18 protein-coding genes are annotated in these 24661 nt (G+C 43.3%); 15 read left to right on the top strand and 3 right to left on the bottom strand.

What is annotated here, in order from left to right; all coding sequences use genetic code 11:
* Window positions 1–103 precede the first annotated feature (103 nt).
* From AC1DLM_RS18000 to AC1DLM_RS17960, 9 genes are all read left to right on the top strand, one after another.
* Complete coding sequence (locus AC1DLM_RS18000) at window positions 104–1273, top strand: mandelate racemase/muconate lactonizing enzyme family protein (RefSeq protein ID WP_441987418.1); 1170 nt, start codon at window positions 104–106, stop codon at window positions 1271–1273.
* A gap of 23 nt (window positions 1274–1296) precedes the next feature.
* A complete protein-coding gene (locus AC1DLM_RS17995; protein ID WP_441987417.1) occupies window positions 1297–2247 on the top strand; it encodes a D-2-hydroxyacid dehydrogenase in 951 nt (316 codons plus the stop codon).
* A 39-nt stretch (window positions 2248–2286) separates the two neighbouring features.
* Window positions 2287–3360 carry a sialidase family protein gene (locus tag AC1DLM_RS17990; RefSeq protein ID WP_441987416.1) on the top strand — a complete coding sequence of 358 codons (1074 nt, stop codon included), beginning with the start codon at window positions 2287–2289 and terminating at the stop codon, window positions 3358–3360.
* A gap of 131 nt (window positions 3361–3491) precedes the next feature.
* Window positions 3492–4271 carry a response regulator transcription factor gene (locus tag AC1DLM_RS17985; RefSeq protein ID WP_441987415.1) on the top strand — a complete coding sequence of 260 codons (780 nt, stop codon included), beginning with the start codon at window positions 3492–3494 and terminating at the stop codon, window positions 4269–4271.
* Entirely contained in the window at window positions 4271–7060 is a 2790-nt protein-coding gene (locus AC1DLM_RS17980; protein ID WP_477570734.1) for a sensor histidine kinase, read from the top strand. The genes AC1DLM_RS17985 and AC1DLM_RS17980 overlap by 1 nt, the downstream gene beginning before the upstream one ends.
* 99 nt (window positions 7061–7159) lie before the next feature.
* Window positions 7160–8833 (top strand): type 2 periplasmic-binding domain-containing protein, encoded by a 1674-nt coding sequence (locus tag AC1DLM_RS17975; RefSeq protein WP_441987413.1) that lies wholly within the window; start codon window positions 7160–7162, stop codon window positions 8831–8833.
* Window positions 8834–8921: 88 nt separating this feature from the next.
* Window positions 8922–9872: an ABC transporter permease gene (locus tag AC1DLM_RS17970; protein ID WP_171628453.1), complete on the top strand. Its 951-nt coding sequence runs from the start codon at window positions 8922–8924 to the stop codon at window positions 9870–9872.
* 2 nt (window positions 9873–9874) lie between these two features.
* Complete coding sequence (locus tag AC1DLM_RS17965) at window positions 9875–10786, top strand: carbohydrate ABC transporter permease (RefSeq protein ID WP_477570733.1); 912 nt, start codon at window positions 9875–9877, stop codon at window positions 10784–10786.
* A 16-nt stretch (window positions 10787–10802) separates the two neighbouring features.
* Window positions 10803–11606, top strand: a complete 804-nt coding sequence (locus AC1DLM_RS17960) for a polysaccharide deacetylase family protein (protein ID WP_441987411.1) — start codon at window positions 10803–10805, stop codon at window positions 11604–11606.
* 78 nt (window positions 11607–11684) lie between these two features.
* Here the strand turns inward: AC1DLM_RS17960 and AC1DLM_RS17955 are convergent, their stop codons facing one another.
* From AC1DLM_RS17955 to AC1DLM_RS17945, 3 genes are all read right to left on the bottom strand, one after another.
* On the bottom strand, window positions 11685–12524 hold the full coding sequence (locus AC1DLM_RS17955; protein WP_477570732.1) for a carbohydrate ABC transporter permease: 840 nt from the start codon (window positions 12522–12524) through the stop codon (window positions 11685–11687).
* A gap of 11 nt (window positions 12525–12535) precedes the next feature.
* A complete protein-coding gene (locus tag AC1DLM_RS17950) occupies window positions 12536–13474 on the bottom strand; it encodes a carbohydrate ABC transporter permease (protein WP_441987410.1) in 939 nt (312 codons plus the stop codon).
* Between the two features lie 88 nt (window positions 13475–13562).
* Window positions 13563–14921, bottom strand: a complete 1359-nt coding sequence (locus AC1DLM_RS17945; protein ID WP_477570731.1) for an ABC transporter substrate-binding protein — start codon at window positions 14919–14921, stop codon at window positions 13563–13565.
* Window positions 14922–15098: 177 nt separating this feature from the next.
* On the opposite strand from AC1DLM_RS17945, the gene AC1DLM_RS17940 reads away from it, so the two are divergent.
* The 6 genes from AC1DLM_RS17940 to AC1DLM_RS17915 all read left to right on the top strand — a co-directional run bounded on the left by AC1DLM_RS17940 (window position 15099) and on the right by AC1DLM_RS17915 (window position 24569).
* On the top strand, window positions 15099–16898 hold the full coding sequence (locus AC1DLM_RS17940) for a sensor histidine kinase (protein WP_441987408.1): 1800 nt from the start codon (window positions 15099–15101) through the stop codon (window positions 16896–16898).
* The gene (locus tag AC1DLM_RS17935) at window positions 16879–18498 is read left to right on the top strand and encodes a response regulator transcription factor (protein ID WP_477570730.1); all 1620 of its coding nucleotides are present in this window, start codon (window positions 16879–16881) and stop codon (window positions 18496–18498) included. The genes AC1DLM_RS17940 and AC1DLM_RS17935 overlap by 20 nt, the downstream gene beginning before the upstream one ends.
* A gap of 45 nt (window positions 18499–18543) precedes the next feature.
* Entirely contained in the window at window positions 18544–20868 is a 2325-nt protein-coding gene (locus AC1DLM_RS17930) for a helix-turn-helix domain-containing protein (RefSeq protein WP_441987406.1), read from the top strand.
* Between the two features lie 180 nt (window positions 20869–21048).
* Complete coding sequence (locus AC1DLM_RS17925) at window positions 21049–22023, top strand: ABC transporter permease (protein ID WP_441987405.1); 975 nt, start codon at window positions 21049–21051, stop codon at window positions 22021–22023.
* 3 nt (window positions 22024–22026) lie between these two features.
* Complete coding sequence (locus AC1DLM_RS17920; RefSeq protein ID WP_441987404.1) at window positions 22027–22917, top strand: carbohydrate ABC transporter permease; 891 nt, start codon at window positions 22027–22029, stop codon at window positions 22915–22917.
* Between the two features lie 56 nt (window positions 22918–22973).
* Complete coding sequence (locus AC1DLM_RS17915; RefSeq protein WP_477570729.1) at window positions 22974–24569, top strand: extracellular solute-binding protein; 1596 nt, start codon at window positions 22974–22976, stop codon at window positions 24567–24569.
* The last annotated feature ends 92 nt before the right edge of the window (window positions 24570–24661 follow it).

The raw sequence follows: 24661 nt of genomic DNA, 5'->3' as shown, positions 1-24661 counted from the left end.
CTCTAAGGATTGTGTTACGGCGTTCAGGTGCTTCCTCTATATAATTAATAGCGGAGTGAACGAGTTATTGGGTGAAATTGAACATCGAGGGGGTAAAAATGGAATGAAAATCACAGCTGTTAAATGCATCCTTGTCAGCGCTCCGTACGCCAATAAAGGGGATGCGGAGCGGGAAATTTGTCTGAAAACAGGGTACCGTCCAACGGCCTTTCTGAAAGTGGAAACCGATGTAGGCATTTATGGTTTGGGTGAAACCTACGCGGGCACTTATGCACCCGAAGCAGTCAGAGGAATAGCGGAACAAATGGAGCACGATCTGATTGGGCAAAACCCCATGTCCGTTCTTGAGATGTCCGATCGAATGCGGGTTGCTAATTATTACCTAGGTCGAATGGGGCTAACGCAATGCGTGATTGGCGGCATCGAGATGGCACTTTGGGATCTAAAAGGCAAGGCACTTGGCGTTTCAGTGTACGAATTACTTGGTGGCAAGGTGCATAATGAAATTAAGGCTTATGCGAGCGGTGGTAATAATAAACCGATTGATGAGCTTAAACAAGAAATGCGTGACTATGTGACGCAAGGCTTCCGGGCGGTGAAAATTCGTATCAACCTGCTGCCGGATATCGACGCGATTGAAGAGAAGGTAGCCGTGTGCCGTGAAGCACTTGGCCCGGATATCGGACTGGCTGTCGATGCCGCGCAAGGCTTAGCGAAGTATCCATGGTCCGTCAAACAGGCAATTGAGATCGCAAAACGCATTGAGAAATACAACCTCCTTTGGATGGAAGAACCGGCAGAGGTAACTAACTATGAAGGATTTGCGGAAATTCGCCGTCACGTCAACATCCCGGTTGCAGGAGGTGAGACGGTTACAAGTCTTGTAGAAGCTGAATCGTATTTGAAAGCGAATTCGCTCGACCTGTTCCAGCCGGATGCTGCCGTTATCGGGGGATTGAGCGTGTTCCGCCAAGTAGCGCAAATGTGCGAACGTAAGTCCATTCCGATTGCCGTTCATGCATGGTGCGGAGGAGTGGGCATCATGGGGAATTTCCACGCTGCGTTCGCTTCTAGGAACTGCACGATTCTGGAGCTTTCCAATGTGCCGAATCCCCTGCGTGTGGAAATGATGGTTGAACCCTTGAAAATGGTGAACGGATGTATACAGGTTCCGTCAACCCCTGGATTAGGTGTACATTGGCCCGAAGGGCTGGAAGAGAAATATCCCTACATGCCAGGTTCTGTATATCGGGTTCCGCTGACGGTTTCCTAATAGGAAGGTGGGAGAAATAAACCATGAAACCTCATGTCTTGGTTGCAGTTAATGGTTTTACGGAACAACACATGGAACGTATCCGGCAGGCTTTGTCCGGTTGGGCGTCAATGGAACGAATAGACGAAGAAACTTCTGAGTCTGTTTTCCGTGAAAAGATAAGTAAGTCTCATATTGTGGTTGGTTGGCCGAAAGCGGAATGGCTTGCAGGAAGCCCGGTTCGGCTTGTCCAATTAGGAAGCGTTGGTTATGACGCTTTCCTGGGCAACAAACATCAAGATGATCCCTCTTTTACGCTTTGTAATGCTAGCGGTGTCATGTCTGTTGCTGTAGCAGAGCATTTAATTGCTATGATGTTCGCATTGACGCGCCGTATTTCGCATCACATACGCGATATGAGTAAGCATAGCTGGAGTCGTCAATCAGAATATGAAGAGGTGTATGGCAGCACGGCATGCATCGTCGGAGTGGGTGACATCGGCACAGAAATCGCGCGACGTCTGCGCCTATTAGGCGTTCGTACTATTGGGGTGCGTCGTGAAATCGGAGAATCACATCCTTACATGGATGAAATGTACTCAAGCTCCCGAATCAAGGAAGCTGTAGCGAAAGCTGATCATGTGATCCTGATCTTACCCGGCAACGCACAGACAGAGAAATTGTTTGATTATAAAATGTTCGCTTCTATGAAAAATGGGGCCTATTTCTATAATCTGGCTCGCGGAAGTATCGTCGATGAGAATGTCCTGCATGCGGCTTTGATTAGCGGTAGGCTGAAGGGCGCGGGGCTTGATGTCTTCGAGGTAGAACCGCTTCCAATGGAAAGTCCGTTATGGGAAATGGATAATGTGATCATTACACCTCATTCGGGAGGACGGTCGGTCAAAGAATTCGATCGTTTCTGTCATTTGCTCTTGAACAATCTGATGAATTATCGTGAGGGGAAACCATTTCTCAATCAGGTGAATTTATAAAAAAAATGACAACAATGACCATTTACGAGGTGAAATGACATGATGAATACAATAAAATACGCGACAATTGCGAAATCTGCTGCAAATAACCCAAGGAATGATACGGCTTCCATCGCTGAGTTGGAGGATGGCACATTGTTAGCGGTTTGGCACAAGTATGACGGTTCTTTTGGAAGCGATTTCGATTTATGCCGGATTTATGCCAAAACTTCTACGGACGGCGGAATGACCTGGGAACGCGAGCGGATGCTCATCGATGTCAATCCGGAAGATCACAATGTACAGGCTCCTGGTCTGTGTCTTCTACCCAATGGAACGTTAATTCTCCATTGCTTAAGAGGCCATCAGGGAGGATCCAGCTCCACAATGGAAGCCTATGTCTCGAAGGATGGAGGCGAGACCTGGGAATTTCTTGCACACATTTGGGAACGTACGAAGGGTCAATGGCTGCAAGGTGGTGCGAATCATATCAACCTACTGTCCAGCGGTCGATTGTTACTTCCATTCCACTTCGGCACAGGCCATCAAGGTGGTCAACACAATGAGATAGGATGCTGCTTTAGCGATGATGACGGATTTACATGGACGCGTGCAGCTGGTACCGTAGATTTGCCTATGCGTGGCGCCATGGAATCCTCCGTTGCTGAAATGAGTGACGGACGTCTTCTCATGTCCATCAGGTCTCAATTGGGCGCGGTGTTTCTGTGTACTTCAATGGACGGCGGCAACACGTGGAGTTTACCGCAAACAAGCGGTTTGAAATCGCCGGAATCATGCACTTGTTTGCGGCGAGTTCCTGGCACCGATGTACTCCTTCTGTTATGGAACGATAGTCAGTACGAACCCGGTAAGCATCATTTCGGACGACGTACACCTTTAAGCGCAGCAGTTTCTACAGACGGCGGGGAATCCTGGAAAAGAGTGGGGAATATTGCGGTGGGACCGAATGAATATACCAATCTGAATTGTATGTTCACAAAATCCGGCAAAGCAATCATTACCTATATGCAGGTTGAGGATCCGGCCTTCGATGCTCCGGAAACAGATCCACCGTTTAAGCGGACTGGAATCGATTTAATGGCGGCAGTGTTAGACACCAGAATAATGGTTTAGGCAAGGCAACTACCGTCTATAGACGGTAGTTGTTTTTTCATACTTATCAAGGTAACATCTAATTATAAGGAATTATAAGGAGAAACAATCTTCTCTATTTGTAAGCGCTTATAACAGGGGGGATGGATTCGATGTACAAAGTATTGATTGCTGATGATGAGGAGTTTATTCGCGAAAGGGTAATCAATAACATGCCATGGGCTGAGATTGGATTTGAAGTGGCAGGGTGTGCTTCAGATGGAGAATTAGCTCTACAAATGGTACGCGAATGTCATCCGGATGTCATTTTGACGGATATTTTAATGCCGAATATGACGGGATTACAACTTGCACAGTGCGTGAAAAGTGAATTTCCTCACATCAAGGTTGCACTGATGAGTGCGTATGATGATTTTCAATATGCTAAAGAGGCGATACGTTTTGGGGTGAAAGGTTACCTGCTGAAGCCAATTATTCGCGATGAATTCCTCGAGCTGTTCCGAGATGTCGCCAATAATTTAAAGAACGAAGCTGGGCAACCCGTTAATTCCGTTAAACATATGGTCGTAAAGACGAGTGGAGATCGCAATTCGTATGTTGCTGTTGCGAAGCAATATATTACTGAAAACTATCCAGAACGAATCAAGCTGGAAGACGTTTCGGAACGGCTGCACGTCAATCCGAACTATTTCAGCACATTATTCAAGCGGGAAACGGGTAAGAATTTTATTGATTATCTGAACGAGGTTAGAATCAACGAGTCCATGAAATTATTGTTGCATACCGATTACAAAGTTTTTGAAATTTCGATGAGTGTCGGTTATGGCAATTTTTCGTATTTCAATAAAATATTCAAACGCATAAGCGGTGTTACGCCGCAAACCTATAGAGAATCTGGCGGATCGGTCTTCCAGTTCAAGGAAGGCTTGTAATGAAGCGAAAAGAGATAAAGCTGAATCGTTTTTTGTTGCTTTTCTCCCTTTCGATCGTCTCGCTAATGCTCATCATTATCGGCTATGTCCTCTATGTGAAAACCGTCCGTTACATTGATGAGAAAACCGATATGATGCAAGCCATGAAATTGAATCAAACAACCGCGGATGTGCGCAAGCAATTCGAAGATATTTACCAAACCATAGATAGTTTGCGGAATAATACCATATTAATCCAATCGTTGGACAAATTAGAGCGACAAGATGCAACTTCGTATGAAAAGGTGAGTCTGTCGCAAAATGTAGAGTCCTCCCTATTTAATTTGAATAAAGGAAATGAGTTCATCAGTGGCATCACGGTTTGGACAAAGGGTGGCCAGTACAGTTCGAATGCCAAGTATTCCTCGTATTATTTTGAGGGCAATCAATTGTCACTTTCCAACCTAGACAATCAGATCAGGTTCGTCTCCATAAACCAGACGTATCAAGCATTTGGCTTGAATTCATTGGAAATCAATGATGACGCGCTGCGAAATCTACTGGACATATGGAACAAATCGAGTTACTTTATGTGTCCGCTTAAAGGTCCAGAAGGTTCACTCGGAATACTCACAATCAATTTAAATACAGTGGCGTTCAATCGTATTCTTCCATACGGTGAATCTCTGGCGGTCTTGGATGCAAAGGACCAAGTTCTATTTAAGGGGAGCACAGTTACGCCAGAAATCAATGAACTGCTGAAAAGTAGGGAGAATACGCAGCAAATGGAGGGCATTCCACTCTCGGGGAAACGTTATTTTTTTCGGGATATCGGATTTCATGACATCCGCATCGCATTGGCTGAAAACGAATCTGGGTTTCATAAAAGGCAGCTTCTGGCGCTTGKGGGATATTCGCTCATCATATTAGGCGGCAGCGCATTACTTACTTTTTTTCTATCGCATTTGATAGGCCGCAAAATCTTGTTCCCTTTGCACAGCCTGATTAGTTGGATCGGCAGGCAGCGCAGCTTGGAGGAACGATGGGAACCTGTGGAAGATGGACGGAATCGATACAAAAGGTTCACGATGAGAGACCGTTTTTTTGTGTATTTTTTAATTACGATACTGCTTCCTATCTGTCTTTTCGTTACGGTTTTTTATGTGCAATCATCAAAAATTATTACGCAGGAATTGGAAGAAACCTTTTATACGCTGTTTGATAAGACAGCTCATCGAGTAGAGTTATTTGCCGATCAAAAAGAGTCTGCCATGACCCGTTTGGCTTACGACGCGTTTGTTGTATCCTATGTGGATCAACCGAGCGATAACCTGCAACAGCATATGGATCAACTGATTTTTGATAGTTTTTTGCCCATTCTCAGTGAGGATGCCATTGGCATCTACAATATAAATAATCAATTGATCTACAGCAATCGATATAAGCATGCAAACCAAATCGACCCGACTTTTTTCGAGCAAATGCGTGCTAGCCGTAAACCTATTTTTTACTGGCTTCCACCGACGGATACAGCCTCATCTACGGTAAGTTTAAGCATAGGCATCGTCGATATTAATCGCTATTCAAGTCCGATTGCTTATATGAAAACGGATATAAACGGTGTTTTCTTCACCAATCTGTATGCCGATCTGAACGGGAATGGCAGTGAAGCGTTTATCATGGATGAAAATGGACGTATAATCTCCCATCCGGATATGGGAAGAATCGGGCAGAAAGCCGACATTCCGTTTCAATTGGATTCATCGGAGGGGACCCTATTCCGCTCGAATAACGCCATATATTTTTCCAAGAAAATCGCTGCTTTACCCTGGTATGTGATTGCAAGGTACGATGCTTCGGCGATTAGGGATCAGGTGATACGTCTCTTTTTCGATGATATTTATTTATTGGTCATTCTTTTTTTGCTGATTCTCCTATTTTCCTATTTGATGTCACAGTATTTAGTGCAGCCGCTAGCTTCCATTCAAAACCGTTATCTGAGCATTGATCTTGATCGTGTTAATCAATTAACTCTCCATAGAAGCTTTGCGATTGATGAAGTTGAACAGCTAAGAATTTCCTTTAACCACATGCTGGAGAGGATTCACAGGTTGGTACAGGACACGTTGGATGCGAATGAAGAAAGGCTAACCCTTGAATTTGAGAAAAGGGAGCTGCACATGGAGGCGCTGCAGGCACAAATTAATCCMCATTTCCTTTACAATACACTTGAAAATATCATGTATATGATCGAAAAGGGAGAGCGCCATTTGGCAGTAGATATGATTGGACTATTGAGTCGTCTGTTTCGATACGCCATGGGGAAAGACAGCCCATTAACGACGCTTAGAGAAGAGATCGTTTACTGCCAGTCCTATTCGAAGATCATGAGCTACCGCTATAAGAATAGGATTTATTTCGAATGGCATATGGACGAATCGCTGAACGATTGTGTCGTTAATAAGATGATCCTACAGCCCATTATTGAGAATTCAATAAGACATACGCTTAAGATGAATAACAGAGAGATTAGGATCAGGGTCAGCTGTATGAAAAAGGAGAATCATATCGAAGTGGTCGTCAAGGATAACGGCCCCGGAATAGAACAAAATAAGCTAGAAGAAATTCGTCTTCGTTTGGAGAATAGAGATCGGGGAAATGTAGGATTATATAATGTGAATAGTAGAATTAAACTCCATTTTGGCGATGTGTATGGCTTATCGATCGATAGTTCCGGTGTTGGAACGATAGTGACAATCCGGCTTCCGTACCAGAGCGTTAACCCTATGGAAGCGTCCTCAAATGTATGAGATTCGTATTATAAACCCCTGATGATAGTGTTACTGATCTCAGGGGCTTCTTATTTATAATGAATAGGTAAGGCAAGCGATAAGATTAGGGGGATGAATATGACAAGTAAAAAAGTAAGCGTTACCGCACTAAGCTTGGCAGTAGTCTTGATGGCCTCKGGATGCTCGGGGGGGGAAACAACGAGCGAACCGAACGTTACCAATGTGTCAGACAAGCCAGCGGATACCTCAAAAACGCTGGACATCAGTTGGGTTGGCCAAGGGGCTAGAGGCAAGATTGAAGACAACAACAAGGTTCAACAAATGATTGAAAAGAAATTCAATGTGAAATTGAAGAATCGAAAACTGGATGTAAACAACAAGGAACAAAAAAATCTGATGGTAGCCTCGGGAGAATTGCCGGATATCGCCTTCATGGATGCGCCAGAAAAGTTATATTCGGATTCTGTCACCCGAAGCATACCCAAGGATATGATCATGAAGTACGCTCCTAATTACGCTAAAGTTTTAAGCGATCAGCCAACGGGGTGGAAAATAAATCAAGTTCCTGGTAAGAATGGCGAATATTATGCCCTCACGGGTTATAAACAAGATTGGGATAATCTCACTTGGGGTCAAGTTTACCGTCTGGATTGGATGGAAAAACTCGGATTTAAACCAAAAGGGGACATCGTTCCAGTGGGGACTTCCGGTGGTGCCGAAAGAATTTTCTTTACAAAGCAAGCGTTTACACTAGATGAAGAGCAGAAAATGTTCGAAGCGTTTGCCAATAATGATCCTGACGGCAACGGTAAAAAGGATACGTATGGCTTACTTCTGAACAATAGCGATGCATCTTGGGCTTTAAATACGGAAGCTGGGGCGTTTGGCGTTGGTTGGGATTATAATGTGGAGGAAAACGGGAAAGTAGTCAATTATGCGATCAGCCAAAACTATAAAGAGTTTCTGACATACATGGCCTCTTTAAATAAGAAGGGGTATATCGATCCGGAATTCACCACATTAAACCGCGCTAAAAGCTGGGAAAAATTCGCTGCCGGGAAATACGGCGCAGCGCAGGTGCAGGTTCAAGCGGCAGGCATGGTGCCCTTTACGTTCAATCGTCCGCCTGGAAATCTCGTCTTGAAGGATCCGAATGCGAAATTTCTTTTTACCCCGGCACCTATCGGTTCTAAAGGTCAGCAGGGTTCGGCCGCTTATACGCCTGTAGATGGATTCGGCTACGCGATGGTCATCAAAAAGGATGTCTCGGATGAAAAATTAGCCCGTATTCTCCAGATTTTTGACTATTTGAACTTGGACAAAGAGGGGCTCATGCTCTCAGCGTTCGGTGAAGAAGGAAAAGATTATTCGTGGGAAGCTGAGCCTTATAAGTCGGCTGTCATTCCTAAACAGGCAGCGGAAGTCGAAAAAGACGGTATAGGTTACTACAATTTGCCGATCCAACTAGGGAATGTCAATGCGTATTATAGTAATGCTGCCGTTTCCAAATTGACAGATCTGTATTTTGGAGCAGAAATAGGCAGGAAAACTGCCTATCGGCCCTTCAAATGGGATTATTTCAATCAAACCAAATACAATGAGTTGAAAACCAAATACGATGCAAAATTAAAAACGATTACGGATGAATTCTTGTTTAAGTCCATTACGAGTGAGCTGAATGTCGATTCTGCTTGGGATGCCTACGTGAAGAATTGGCGCAGCAGCGGTGGTGATGAGCTTCTTGCCGAACTGGAAAAAGCGCCGAAAGTCGCAGATCTCCGTAAGAAGTAATTTCCAATATAGGAAAAACGAATAAGATATGGAACGTGGGAGATTTGTCGGAGACAAGTCTCCCCACTTTTTAGAAAGGCGGAGGAACATGGCTATCTCAGTTGAAACATCAGTCATTAAAGCGAAACCATCCAGAGCTCTGAAGTGGAAAAAAGTAAAAAAAATGAAAATGTTGTATTTTCTTTTGCTGTTGCCTGTCGTGCATCTTGCTATCTTTCATTATGCGCCGATGTATGGCGTGATCATAGCTTTTAAGGACTTTAAAGCCGGGCTTGGTATTTGGGACAGCCCCTGGAATAATTTTGAACACTTTAAAAATATGTTTCATGATTTCGTTTTTATAAGAGCACTCCGAAATACCGTCATCATCAGCGTTCTGCGGCTTGCGGTAGGCTTTACGTTCCCGATCATCTTTGCGCTGCTGATCAACGAAATCATGCACAATAAATTTAAGAGGACCGTACAAAGCATTTCGTATTTACCGCATTTCATGTCTTGGGTCATTATTGCCAGCATGGTCGTTGAGGTCTTTTCCCCACAGCGGGGKGTAGTCAATTACGTCATTACCTTATTCGGCGGAACACCGATCAACTTTTTATCCAGTAAAACTTATTTTATCCCTCTTCTGCTTATTTCCGATGCATGGAAGGAAGTGGGTTGGGCGTCGATTCTGTATCTGGCTTCGATATCCTCGATTTCACCGGAAATCTATGAAGCGGCGGAATCAGACGGGGCTAACCGTTTTCACAAGATGATTTATATTACACTGCCTTCGCTTATCCCTGTGATCACTATTTTATTTCTACTTCGTTTAGGTCACATTTTATCCGGCGGGTTTGATCAAATTCTTAACTTGTATAGTCCGTTGGTCTATGAAGTTGGAGATATTATCGATACCTATGTGTACCGGGCGGGTCTCGTCGAATTTAGATTAGATTATTCCGCTGCAGTCGGGTTGTTCAAAAACGTGGTGGGGGTTGTTCTGCTCGTCACAGTGAATCAGATTGTGCGTAAATTCAACGACTATGGGGTGTGGTGAACATGAGGCAAGTGCAGCAAAGAACAGGCAGAATCCGCGTCAGACTCCAACCCGGTTGGTGGTTTGTTGGTCTAAACAGCATGTTTATGGTTATTTTTTCATTGGTCATCCTCTATCCGTTCTGGCAGGTGGTGGTGTTATCTTTCTCCGACGGAAGAGAAGCGACTACGCTCGGTTTCCATTTCTGGCCAAATAATTGGTCCTTTGAAGCTTATCGGTATTTGCTCTCCACTGGGGAGATCGTTCGGCCCTATATGAACTCGATTTTACGTACCGCCTTCKGGACTGTATTGGAGGTTTTATTTACCATACTGGCCGCTTATCCGCTTGCCAAGAAAGAACTTCCTTTTCGCGGGGGGCTTACCACTTATTTCATCATCCCTATGTTTTTTAGCGGGGGGTTAATCCCGACTTATCTGATCATTCGTAGTTTGGGGCTGCTCGACAACTTTCTAGTTCTCATCATTCCGGGAGCTGTTGCCATTTTCAGTATCATTATCATGCGAAATTATTTTATGTCCTTGGATACAGCTATGGAGGAATCCGCCGTGATCGACGGAGCCGGTTATTTGACGCTTCTGTTTAGAATCATTTTGCCGGTTTCGACGCCTGTACTGGCTACCATAGCCCTTTGGGCTGCAGTCGAGCATTGGAATGCATGGTTTGATGCCATTGTTTATATTCGGAACCGCAATTTGACGGTTATCCAAGTGATTATGCGTGAAATGCTGGCATCCATCAGCGAACAAAGCAATGATTTGATGTTAAATAATAATGCGCAGCAAGCGCAGCTTGCGATGAGCAACGTCCGCTCTGGCATTGCGCTGCTTTCGATAGGCCCCATCATATTAATATATCCATGGCTGCAAAAATATTTCATAAAAGGAGCTATGATTGGTTCCATAAAAGGTTGAAATTTGGAGGGATGGTATGCGTATTCGTTTTGATCTATTTCCCGGCGGAAAGTGCAAAGCTCTGACGCTAAGTTACGATGACGGACGGGAATTCGACCGGAGAATGGTTCGTATTTTGAATGATTTCGACATTCGGGGGACGTTTCACTTGAATTCCGGACTCTTGGGAAAACCAGGTTATTTGGATCGTTCGGAAGTGAAAGAATTATTTAGCGGGCATGAGGTGTCAGCTCATACGGTCAGCCATCCATATCTGAGTTTGTCTCCAAAGGAAAGAATTGCCGATGAGATCTTGCAGGATCGCCGGGAGTTGGAGCAGCTTGCCGAATATCCCGTCAAGGGGTTGTCATACCCACACGGCGCTTGGAACAAGGAGGTTGTGGCGCTGCTTCCTGCACTGGGAGTGGAGTATGCGCGAACTACAATCAATCATGGAAGCTTTGACATGCCGGAGGAGTGGTTGCTGTGGTCTCCTACCTGCCACCATCGCGATATGCTGGAATACGGCCAAAAGTTTATTGATGATCGACCGCGTCATCCTCGAATGTCTTTGCTATATGTATGGGGTCACAGTTATGAATTTAATAACAATCAAAACTGGGAGCAGCTTGAGCGATTTGGTGAATTGATCGGTCAGCAACCCGATATATGGTATGCGACCAATATTGAAATCGTCCTTTACGTCAAAGCATTGCACCAATTACGGTTTGCTGTTTCAGGGGAACTGGTTCATAATCCTTCTGCCTTGTCCGTGTGGTTCAGCTTGGAAGGACAAGCCATTGAAATAAAGCCTGGAGAAACTAAAAGACTATTTGTGTGAAATAGATGTTTGTGATAGAAACTTTGAAACGAGTGTTAAAGGTTACAAGCCTTCTTAACACTCGTTATTGTGTAGAAATTATCCTTTAACACTTCCGGCGGTTAAACCTTCAATGAGAAATTTCTGAATGATAGCAAAGATCAGAATAATTGGAAGGATGATAATTACACCACTGGCCAGAATGCCTCCCCAATTGGTCGAACCCATGCTTTCCATCACCTCAGCGATGCCAACCTGGACAGTTTTCGCAGCAAGGGAGTTCGTTAAAATAAGCGAGTATTGGTAATCGTTCCAACCAAGAATAAAGGAATAGAGGCTAATGGCGACTAACCCGGGCAAAGCAAGGGGAATCACAACAACAAACAATGTTTTTAGTTTCGATGCGCCATCCATGTAGGCCGCTTCTTCCAAATCGATCGGGATTGTTTTGAAAAAACCGCTCATGATCCAGACGCCAACAGGAATTGTCATCGTACAATAAATCATGACAAGTATTGTCTTGGTATTCAAAAGCGACATCGAGGATGCAAACTTATACCATGGAATCATAATCATTGGTCCTTGAATCATCTGCGCCAATACGAGCAGTACGAATATGAGTTTAATCCCTGGAACTTTATATCTGGCTAAACCATAACCGCTGATACAAGCTATCAAACCCGTTATCAGCGCGGTAATCGCACATGTGATCAGAGAGTTGGACAACAGTTTTCCAAGCTGGATCCCTTTTTTTCCTAGAGCCCATGTATAACTATCCAAAGTAAAAGGTGATACCCACCAAGTCGGTTTAKAGGCAAATATGGCTTCGTCGCTCTTGAATGAAGTATCCAATAGCCAAAGAAAAGGTACTAAGGTAAAAACTAATAATAGAAACAAAATCGTGTATTTCCATATTCTCATCAAGTAAGTTTCTCTCATGTTCTCGCCCCTTAACTATTATCTTTACCAAACAATCTTGCATAAACAAATACCATAATCAACACAATCAGCATCGATAAAGTTCCAATAGCAGCGCCTTTACCTAAATCCAAATAAACGAATGCATGGGTGTATAAATAGGTCGGCAAAATACTGGTTGTATAACCCGGTCCACCATTGGTCAATGCCCAGATCATTTCGAACTTCGTCCAAGAAGCGATGAGTGAAACCATACCTGTGACATACATGATCGGTCTTAACGAAGGTAGTGTGACATAAAGAAATCTCTGCCAATTGTTCGCCCCGTCAATTTCTGCTGCTTCCTTCATCTCACTGGATATTCCCTGCAGTGCGGATAGCAGCATTAATGTAACATAGGGGAACCCTTTCCAAGTAGAAGTGAGCAGCAATGATGGCCACACCCAAAATTCGTTCCCGAGCCAAACGATGTTGTCTTGAAGCAGATGCAGCAGCTTTAAATAGTAATTGAGCAACCCATATTGTCCGTCATAAATCCATTTCCAAATGATGCCGATCACAACAACAGGAGAAACCCATGGAACCATAACTAACCCACGCCAAAGGCCCCTGAGGCGAAGCTTCTGATTTAGGATAAGTGCAGCTGGAACGGCTATAAGAAATTGGAGCAATGTTGAACCAATAACCCAAACAAGGCTATTTCTAAGAATGAACCAGAAATGATCATCATCCATAATCAACTCTTTATAGTTGTTCAAGCCCGTAAACTGCGTGCCACCGCCATGAAGCAGTGAGTATTTGAAGAAGCTGAGACGAAGCGTATCGAACAACGGATAAAATTGAAACAAGGCCACATATAATACGACTGGCGCAAGCAGCAAATATCCGAAAGCATACCGTTTGATAAGGGAACGGTTATGTTTATTTCTTAACGCAATAGAAGAATTAGGTTGTTTGATTGGCGTGTCCATAGGTGAACTACCTCCTTAATAAGAGTAAAAAAAACGGGGAACAGCGACTTTAACTTCCTGTCGGTTCCCCGATGCATGCTTACAAACGTTATTTGAACTTATCTTTTATTTTATTGATCCCATCTTTGATAGCCGTGTACGTTTCTTCCGTACTCGTTTTTCCCGTGAGAAGCTTCGTCATATTATCTTGCACAAGCGTCTCTATCTCAGGTTGCCCTACGATGGTAGCCATGGGTACACCATTGTTGACTAGAATTTGGTTAAAGTCTTGCAAAATTCGCTTGTGACCATCAATGGCTTTTGGGTAAACTTTTTCAGCCTTCTTAACGATCTCATCCAAATTTGCAGTTTTCATTGCAGTGACGTTTACTACAGCTGCTTCTGACGTATTAAACTCGGAAGAGGACCACTCTTCGATTAGCTTCCATGCAACATCTTTATTTTTGCTGCCTTTGAACATGCCTACTCCAACGCTCGATACCGGTGCTTGTGCCTTGTCCCCAGAAGGTCCCTTCGGATAAGGAATCGCTCTGGTTACCTTAATGATGTCCGGATTGATGCTGTACACATTAGCAGAAAAGTAGGTTCCTGCAGCAACCATGCCCACTTCTCCGTTGCTAAACGAGCGCCACATTTCCGGATAGCCCCATGTGAAATGTGCTTTCGGACCGTAGGCTTCTAATTTTTTGAAATGATCTAGCGTCTCGATATATTTTTTCTTTGATGCTTCCGTAGTATCGCTGAGCAGGAGCCCATTGCTATATGCGGCCGTAAAAGGAACTCTGAAAGCAAACCGAGCTACGCCTAGCGGATAACCAAAGCCGTACTTATCGCCTTTCGTCATGAGTTGTGCTGCTTTCTCCAGGCTGTCCCAAGTTTTTAATTCTTCAATTTTCATGCCAGCTTCGTTCAACATTTTTTCATTTACCATGAGGGTAAAGGAGTTGGCAAGATTCGGAACGGAATAGATTTTATCTCCTTTGGACRCATATTCCAGTGTTCCTGGGAGAAAATCTTCTTTTTTCAATGCTGCGCCTTTTTTATTGAAATAAGGAGAAATATCCTCCAATCCATCCAGCTGAATAAGGCTTGTGACGTCTTGAGTCATCGTTATATCCGGATAATCGGCAGAGGATAGCATAATAGGCAGCTTCTTCTCCATATCCTGCCAGGATAAGAACATGTACTCAATGTTGACGTTTGGATACTTTTCTTTCATTTTTGTTTTAAATTGATCGGCTAACTCTTTTTCTGCCTCTGATGTTCCCGGATAGACGAAACGTATATCCGCTTTCACGGTTTTCCAATCGATTTCTTTCGTTGATGCTGCCGGAGTTGTGTTCGATGCACTTTTTTCCTCTTTGTTAGAACTACAGCCTGTCAACGCTACACTTGCCAGTACTACGAGGCTGATTAGGATCGTTGCAGGCTTTTTTAACTGTTTCATGTTTACCCCTCCTTGATGATTTGGATACAAATTTATCGTAAATGTTCTCGAATTTTATTACAATGTGACGATTTTAAGGATTAGTGGACTTATTCAAGCAAGTGGGGAAAGGCTATACCTTAGACGTTTGCAAAGCTTTATAATGCTAGTAATTAACATAAGTGAGGAGAAAACAGGATGCTTCAATTCAAAACATTGCAAACCAAAATGCTTGTTTCCTTCATTTTGCTCGTGCTTATTCCCGTCATTGGGCTTGGCAGCTTTTCATACTACATAGCAACCCGTTTTTTGGAGAAACAGACGATGCAGAATCAAGTGCAAATCATCCGGCTTATTGCCGACAATATTAAGCATATGCTGGATGATGCCACCGACCTTTCTTCCTTTATTGTGGGGAACGAAACCATTCAATCGATGCTAAGCCAAACTGCTCCTTCGTATATTGGTGATCCACAAAAGACAATTTTCAATTATTTATCTAATTTGAAACAAGCAAAAAAGTATATATCATTTATTGTTTTGTATGGAGAAAATGATTTTATGTTTAAGGATTTCTCGGAGTTTTTCAGGCAGGTGGTACCCTATGAAGAATTTAAAGAGTCCCCATTATATATGGCTACGGCTGCGCGTAACGGCCAGTCTCACTTGGATTATTCGGGCTCTTCTCTGTTTATATACGCACATAATTACAATGATATCGTACTAGGCAGACGTATTTTAAGTTTGTATGATGCAGACAAAAAGTTGGGGATGTTTTTTCTTGGAATTAATAGAGATGCCATAAGAGATGCCATCCAAGATGTGCAGATCAGTCGGACGACCAATCTGCTTCTCTTCGACGACAATTATCGACTCGTTGCAAGTAAGTTGGATGATAAAGAAATGAGCAAGCATTTTAAGGACAATGTGAACGGAATTAAAAATCTGCTTCAGCCCAATCAAACCTGGATCTATGAAATAGGAAATAAAAAATATTTAGCTGCGAACACGTCTATTGAGCTATATCGATGGCATATTGTGAGCCTTACTCCGATGGACGACATCCAAAAGCAATATAGCATTGTGCTCAGCAGCACGATCATATTGTCGTTCTCACTCCTGTTAATTGCGATTGTGATGTCTATATTGCTTTCTAAAGGCATTACACTGCCTATTAAGAAATTGCTTCGGTCTATGAACAATTTTAAACGAGGGGACTTTAATCAAAAGGTCCCTGTGGAGTCGAAAGATGAAATCGGGCTGCTCACGCAAAAGTATAATGAAATGGTCGCCCAATTGAATGAACTAATTCAGAAAGTTTATATCAGTCAAACGAATCAGAAAATGATTGAATTGAAAACACTTCAAGCACAGATTGAGCCACATTTCCTGTACAATACGTTGGATTACATTTTCTTTAGTTCAAAAATCAACGGAGATAACCAAACGGCTAAAGTCGTTCAATCGTTGAGCGAATTGTTCCGGCTTTCGCTGAATAAGGGTGAAGATTACTACAAATTAGAAAATGAAATGAATCAAATCAAAGCCTATATCAATATTCAACATGCACGTTTTCCTAGTCGATTCACTCCCATTTATCATATCGATTCCACCATTGGCCATTTTATTACGTTGAAGCTTCTTCTCCAACCTATTGTGGAAAATGCCATCCTACACGCGTTCGAACCGCCTACGGATCGCCAAGGAGTTCTATTAATTCGTTCTTATGTTCAAGAAAGTGATATTGTTTGGATCGTTCAAGACAATGGTAATGGAATGAATCCGGATCAGGTGGAACAACTGTTATATATACCAGTACGAAGTAAAGGCGGTTATGGCTTGCGAAATGTGAACGAACGGTTGCAGATGATGTTTGGTCCTGAATATGCCCTGCAAATCAACAGTATTCCTGATATCGGCACCACTGTGATTGTAAGAATTCCAATCATTGAAAATGAAACACAATGGGGGAAACTATATGAAAGTCATGGTCATTGATGATGAAGCGATTGTTATAAAAGGATTGAGCATGTTAATTCCATGGGGGGAATACGGCTTTGAATGGCTTCCACCGGCTGAAAATGGGAGAAAGGCTTTGGAGCAAATGGCATGCCTAATGCCCCATTTGATTATAGTGGATTGTCAAATGCCAATCATGGGGGGCGTGGAATTGCTTACAGAAATTCGCAATCGGAAATGGTCAATGAAATCCATCATTCTCAGCGGCCACGATGAATTTGACTATGTCAGACAAGCACTTCAGCTTGGAGCTTCGGATTACCTTCTTAAGCCGCCGGACACGGATATGATGTTAGAAGTGCTCATTAAAATAAAAAAAGAATGGGAGGAAGAAAACCAACGCAACCACCAACTACAGGAAAATATGCCTCTAATCCGTGACAGGTTTTTAAGAAGCTTACTGGAAGGAGCTCGACTTAACGAGAAGTTGTTTAGGGAGAAAACTGCCTACCTGAAGGTTCCATTGACCGTGGAGCCTTTCCGAATAGTCCTGCTGCAAATCKAGCAGGATCCCGAAACCCTCAGAAATTATAATTATGAAGATCAACAACTGATGAATTTCGCTATCCAGAATATTACTGAGGAAACGTTGCAACGATGGGAAAATAAATGCATCTTTCTGAAGAAATCCGGACAGTTTGTGATGATTATTAATATGTCATTTGCGATGGAGGAACTTCGCCGTGACCTGCAGCATTTGGTGATAAATATTAAGCAAACATTAAAATACTTTGTTACCGTCGGGATCTCAGCCCATAATGAACAATTGGTTCTCGAAGGGAAGATGGCCTATGAACAGGCTCAAATGGCCTTGGAATATAAATATTACACTGGACCGAACGAAGTCATTTTTATTGATGACTTAGACTGGGAAATGTCAAAGAGCAAGAGAAAGAACGATGGACGGGAGTCTTTAATAACTGAAGCGTCTACAGCTGAAGAAATATCAACTGCTTATGAACGGCTGCGAATGGCACTTAAGATAGGTAATCTTCAGGAATTAGAGGATTGGATGCACTCATTTTTCAATGAACTGCAAGAGAAGGAGATTACAATTCCATTAACGAAAACGGAAAGTCTGCAAGCCATGATTTATAGCGCCAGCGTTATTTCCGAATTGCATCCCAAGATGCAATTGGATCATCTATTGACGGCTGAGCAAATTCAATACGTTGTAGCCGCTGCTACCTTGCAGGAACTTAGTCAAATCTGCAAAACGTTTCTTCGTCATTTGCTCAAGTTAACCGTTGATTTGCGAAAATCCGGCAAGAATAACGTTGTGGAAGCTGCTAAAACGATGTTAGAAACCAAATATGCAAGTAACCTTTCTTTGGATACCATTGCCAAAGAAGTTTTTGTGTCGCCAGTCTATCTAAGCTTTTTGTTTAAACAGGTCGAAGGCATAAATTTAACTGACTATGTAACCCAGGTTCGGATGGATAAAGCTAAGGAATTGCTACTCGGCTCTAATCTTAAAACGTATGAAATCGCCAATCAAGTGGGGTACCAAGACGAAAAATATTTTAGTCGGCTTTTCAAGAAGAAGATCGGGATGACTCCTACTGAATTCCGCCAATAAGACTAGCGATATAATGCGAGTGATTGTAATAGAGAGGGGTAGTCTATGAGATTCAGCATTTCAAGAAAGGTCATGTTTGTTTACAGTTTGGTTTTCATAACGATAATTTTTTTATCTTTTTGGCTGTCTTATGCGGGTACCGTAGGACGATTGGAGCAGGATCTGAAGAATACTCATGTTGCTTTGTTGAAGCAAATTGATGATAAAATCGAGATCGTGTTTCGTCAAACGGAGAAAGATTTGCTCAATATGTCGCAGGAGTTAGAGTATGTATATTTTATGTATGACAGTTATGATGATGCAGCTCAGAAATATGCGAATTTTTTTGGATTATCAAACAAACTGAAAACGGCTGTGCATACGAATGAACTGTTTGCTTCAATATTCCTTTATTCAGAGGCAAGTGGCGATATACTGACTGATAAAACGTATTTGAAGAGAAGTGACTCGGAAGACAGCTGGTTGGCTACTTATATCAAAATGAAAGGGCATTCAAAATGGCTGACTACTCATAAAGTGTGGGATGGTGAAAAACAACAGGATGTCGTTACGCTGATTCGTTCCTATCCATCGATCAGCAGCCCTGAATATCGAAAGGGACTTGTTGCCATCAATATCAGTGTAGATGTTCTTTATCGGATGATCAAGGATGTGTATGAAGAAGACCAGGGCGGACATACCTTCATTATGGATGATCAAGCAAACATTGTGACTCATGACGACGCAACGCAATTATATAAGAACTTGGCACACATTCCCTATATTCAACAGATTCTGAGCCATAACGGAAGTGGATATTTCACAGTGAAAATGGAGGGGATTGAGCAATCGATATTTTATACAGCCTCTACATATACGGGGTGGCGAATTGTCAGCGTTATTCCCAAATCAAACGTATATCAGCCTTTGGAGTCTACACGGAGTTTAATGATTGCGTTTGCCGCCGGTATGGTTCTTTTAGGTCTAACTGTTCTTTTTTACGTAAACCGGCGKACCTTTAAGCCCTTGGATCGATTAGCCGGGAAAATGTCAGGAGCGTTCAAGCCAGTCCATCCTGAAGATGAGCCGATGAGAAGTGCTGTTGGGCTGGGTTACCTTGAAACGGTATTCGACCAAATGTTTGTAGATCGTGAACAACTAGAGAAGCAGGTCCGGGATTCCAAGCCAGTATTGAAATGGAGAATCATCTTGGACATGCTGTCCGGCTATAGAACGGAGTATGCATCCGTGCGCCATCACCTGGAATTTACTGGAGTTAACTTGTTTTCTGAATGGTTTGTCGTGTGTACAGCCGAGATCAGTAAGGAGGGCGGTGTTAGCCCGAAAGATGAAACCTTGTATACGTATGCGTTATGCAACGTTGCGGAAGAGTTGATGAATATGGAAAATTCGGGGGTTGCAGTTGATTTAGGAGTGGGTTTCGCTGCCATCGTTTTTAGCTTTGCAGAAGGAGATATGGAACAAAACCATCTGCGTGCATTGGCCGTTCTCGAGTTGGTTTTGGATGTCATGAAGAGGCAATTCGGGCTTCAGGTGACCATTGGTGTAGGAAGATGCTATCAGGAAATGAAGGATATCCCGATATCGTACGAAGAGTCGCAAAAAGCCCTGCAATACAAAATGGTCATCGGCAGTCATTCGGTCATTTCTATAGAAGATTTGCTGGGGCATGATAATCAGGACTATTACCGCATGATAAAGATGACGGATCGAATTGTAGAAGCGTTAAAGCAGACAGAAAACGAGAAATTAGAGGGATATATAACGGAATTGTTTCAAGAAGCGGTAAATGGCAGCTTATCTCCCGATTTGATAAGGCAGCTCTCCTACGATCTGATTATGAAATCATTGCAGGTCGTTGCTTCGATCGGCATAAATACGGAAGAATCACTTGAAGAGATGGGTAATCTCCACCAACGGATTCATCAATGCGACAATTGGCAGGATATGCAGCAGATCGTCAAAACTGTACTTGAAGGATTAGCGGGTAAAATTGAAGGAAAACGCAGTCAACGGGGAAGCAATAAGACAATTGACAGGTTGTTGGTTTACATTCGAGAACATTATCGTGAGAGTGAATTTTCCCTTGAGTTGCTGTCCGAAAAATTTCAATTAAATCCGTCATATATAAGCAAGCTGTTCAAAGAATATACGGAGAAAAACTTCATTGATTATTTGATTGAGATCCGGATCAATGCTTCCAAGGAGCTGCTTGTTGTTAAGAACCGCAAGATTAACGATATCGCAGAATGGGTTGGGTATACAAATACACGCAGCTACCTTCGGGCTTTCAAAAAATATACGGGCATGACGCCCACCGAATATCGGGAGTGGGTGCTCGGAATAGGAGCGAATTCTGCGTCGGAGTAAGCTTTAATGAGCAAAAACCCAAGATAAAGGTACCACCCTAAAGAAATGTAACCAGGCAATATACAAAAAAAGGCACATACCTCATAACACGTCTATTTCCTTCTCTTGTCAGCCCTCCTACAATCAAACTGTAACCGAACGAAAGGTTTGGGAAAAGACTTAACGAGAGGGTGAAACGATATGAAGGCTAGACTCCCGGCAACAGAATTGCGGACCGGGAAGCAAAGGGTTGAAGCGAGAACGTTTAGACAATCGATTTGGAGAAGGATGATGCAGGATAAACATTTGTATATGATGCTCCTGCCCGTGATCAGCTTTTATCTGCTGTTCAAATTCGCTCCAATGATCGGAGAAATCATTGCTTTTAAGAATTATAGGTTCGCAGACGGTGTATTCGGAAGCCAGTGGGTTGGACTTAAGCATTTTCAAATGATTTTTGCCAGCCCTGACTTTTGGCGGATATTACGAAACACACTCGTACTTAACTTGTACAGCCTCGTTTTTGGATTCCCAATTCCGGTTGTCCTTGCTCTTCTGCTCAATGAAGTCCGCAGGAAATGGTACAAGAGTATTGTACAGAATTTTTTATACGTTCCCCATTTCATGTCATGGGCAGTGCTGGGCGGAATTGTGGTTGCCGTGTTGTCACCAAGCACGGGAGTTGTGAATATGGTCCTCAAGAAAATATCCGGTGGGGAATCCGTCTATTTCATGGCAGATTCGTTCTGGTGGCCGCTAATCTATACGTTGTCGGGCACTTGGAGGGAAGCCGGGTGGGGAACGATCCTGTATATGGCAGCAATGGCCTCGATCGATCCGCAGCTTTATGATGCAGCGAAGATGGATGGTGCCAACAAGCTTCGCCAAATATGGCACATTACATTACCCGGTGTTCGCAGTACGATTGCCGTTCTACTTATTCTTAGGATGGGTCAAATGATGGATGTGGGATTGGAACAAACGCTCGTTCTACAAAACAATTCCGTACTTGATGTTGCAGATGTAATTAGCACCTATGTGTATAGGGTAGGTTTACAGAATATGAGCTACAGCTATACAACGGCGATCGGACTGTTTCAATCGGCCATCGGCTTGATCCTGATCGTTGGTGTTAACCGGATGATTCGAATGACCGGTGAACGGGGGCTATGGTAAGCAATGAGTATAACGAGCAAAGGGATTCTAACTCGATTGGCAAGTATAAGTATGTACCTCATTCTCGGCATAATCTCATTAATGACCTTGTTCCCGTTCTGGTACGAAATAGTGGCATCCTTCAGCAGCAGCAGGGCGATTAATTCCGGTGAAGTTTTCTTATGGCCGATCGAGTTTAATATAGTCGCCTATGAACGTTTGTTTGACGATGGTCAGCTATTCGTAGCCATGCGTAACACGGTTGTTGTCACGTTAGTTGGAACGGTGCTTAATATGATCATGACAATTCTGGCAGCCTATCCGCTTTCTAGACGGAGACTTCTTGGTCGAAACGCAATACTAATGATGATCACGATTACGATGTTGTTTGTCGCCGGCATTATTCCCAACTTTATCCTCATCAAAATGTTGGGGTTAATGAACTCCTATTGGGCCGTCTGGCTGCCTGGATTGATCAGCACCTACAACATGTTTGTGATGAAAACATTCATGGAAGGGCTGCCGGAAGAAATTGAAGAGTCTGCAGCGATGGATGGCGCTGGTGATTGGCGAATATTAATGCAGATTTTTATCCCACTCTGCAAGCCTATTTTGGCTGCATTATCTTTGTTCTATGCCGTTAATTGGTGGAACAGCTACTTTAACGTGATGCTCTATATCACAAAGTCGACCAAATTGACTGTTATGGTGAAGCTGTATCAGATGGTTAACAAGGTGGACGAGAATTTATTAAACAATATTGGAGGAAATGATGCCGTGGAACGAATTTTGCTTACTCCGGAAGCAATTAAAGCAGCAGCTGTTGTCATAGCCGTGTTGCCGATTCTGTGCGTATATCCATTCCTTCAGAAATATTTTGTCAAAGGTGTTTTGATCGGATCGGTCAAAGGTTGATATCCAGAGCGAACTTGCTCTTGATATAAATATTATACATGTAAGGGGATGAAAGAATGAGCAAGTTGAAACAAGCGGGAAAAGCTATTCTCGCTATAACCATGTCTTTAACAATGCTTGCCGCATGTAGTTCCAAGGATACTTCTTCTGTACAGTCTTCAGTTTCACCCGGCTCCACCACCGTTCCAAGTACGGGACCTAAGAAGGAAATCAGCGTATCGATGTTTGATCGAGGTGCAGTKCCGACGGAGGAAGGTACTTATGAAAACAACCGGTGGACAAAGTGGATCAACGAGAAATCACCTGTAAATGTCAAATGGGTTCCCGTTACCCGGAGCCAGGCGCAGCCCAAATTGAACGCCTTGATCGCTTCCGGTGAAGCACCTGATTTGATCTGGGAATATGACCGAAATTACATCAGCCAGTTGGCCAATCAAGGCGTAATTCAGCCGATCGGCGATTATATCAACAAATACAGCACGGCGTATAAAGCTTATCTGGAGAAGCACCCGGAGCTTAAACCTTATCTGAACGTCAACGGTCAAACGTATGCGGTTTCGTTCGCGCGTGATACGGTCGCCAATCACGGCATGTGGATTCGTCAGGACTGGCTGGATAAGCTAGGTCTAAAGACTMCGTCTACGGCAGAGGAATTTCTCGAAGTCGCTCGCAAATTTAGAGACGGTGACCCGGATGGCAACGGCAAAGCGGACACTATTCCGATTTCATTAAGCGGTAGCGGTGTCGGTATTTTGCGCGCATTATTTTTCACACAGGAAAATCAGTGGTATGTGGAAGGCGGCAAGCTGGAATACGGCAGGCTCCTTGACCGTTACGCGGATTCGCTTGCATTCCAGAAGCAGCTCTTTGACGAAGGGCTTATCGACAAGGAATATATTACAGACACTAATTTTCAGCGCTCAACCCAGTTGTTGACGACCGGTAAAGCAGGCATATATTTGGGCCAATGGGGTGCGGGGAGTATGGATAACGCCTATCGCGATTTGCTGAAAAATGTGCCAGATGCGAAGTTGACACCGCTCGAATCGGTCAGTACCAAGTTTGGTAAGAACGGCTTATATCAGGAAGCGCCACCGAGTGTATTTACAGTATTTAACAGTAAAATGAAGGAAGACCAGATCAAATCGGCCATACAATTTATAGACTGGATGCTGACGGATGGATGGGTACCTCTCAAGTATGGGGAGGAGAACGTACATTATAAAACAGTTGATGGCGTTCGGCAGACAATTAATCAGGACAAATTTATCAAGGAAGTCAGTTATGCTGGCGAATACGCGCTCATGATCGATTCGATGATGACACCTAAATTAATCGTAGACATGGCGGCGAAAGATGAGATATCTCAGAACTATGCCAAGTTGAAGGCGAAATCGCTCGAATTGACGATGAAGAATACATACCGGAGGGATATACCATACAGCCCAGATATTCCTGAACTAACCCAGTTGATCTCTACGTTCTCACCGATCGCTGTTCAGATTGAAACGAAAGTGGTTACCGGTGGGAAGTCCATAACAGCCCAGGATGGACTGAACGACCTCCGCAAAGAATGGAAGCGCCTCGGCGGAGATAACGTAGATAAACAGGTCCAGGATTGGTATCAGAAGAACAAGAACAATTTTAAATAACAATCTGTACCGAAATTGGCAAGTACTTTTTCCGGATGTCCATCATGTCCGGGGAAAGCGCTTGGCAACTATTTTAAAATAACGATATGAGG

It is taken from the genome of Paenibacillus sp. 01T442 (genome assembly GCF_056398345.1).
The sequence above is the reverse complement of the archived record's forward strand: the minus strand, read 5'-3'. Positions and strand labels throughout refer to the sequence as shown.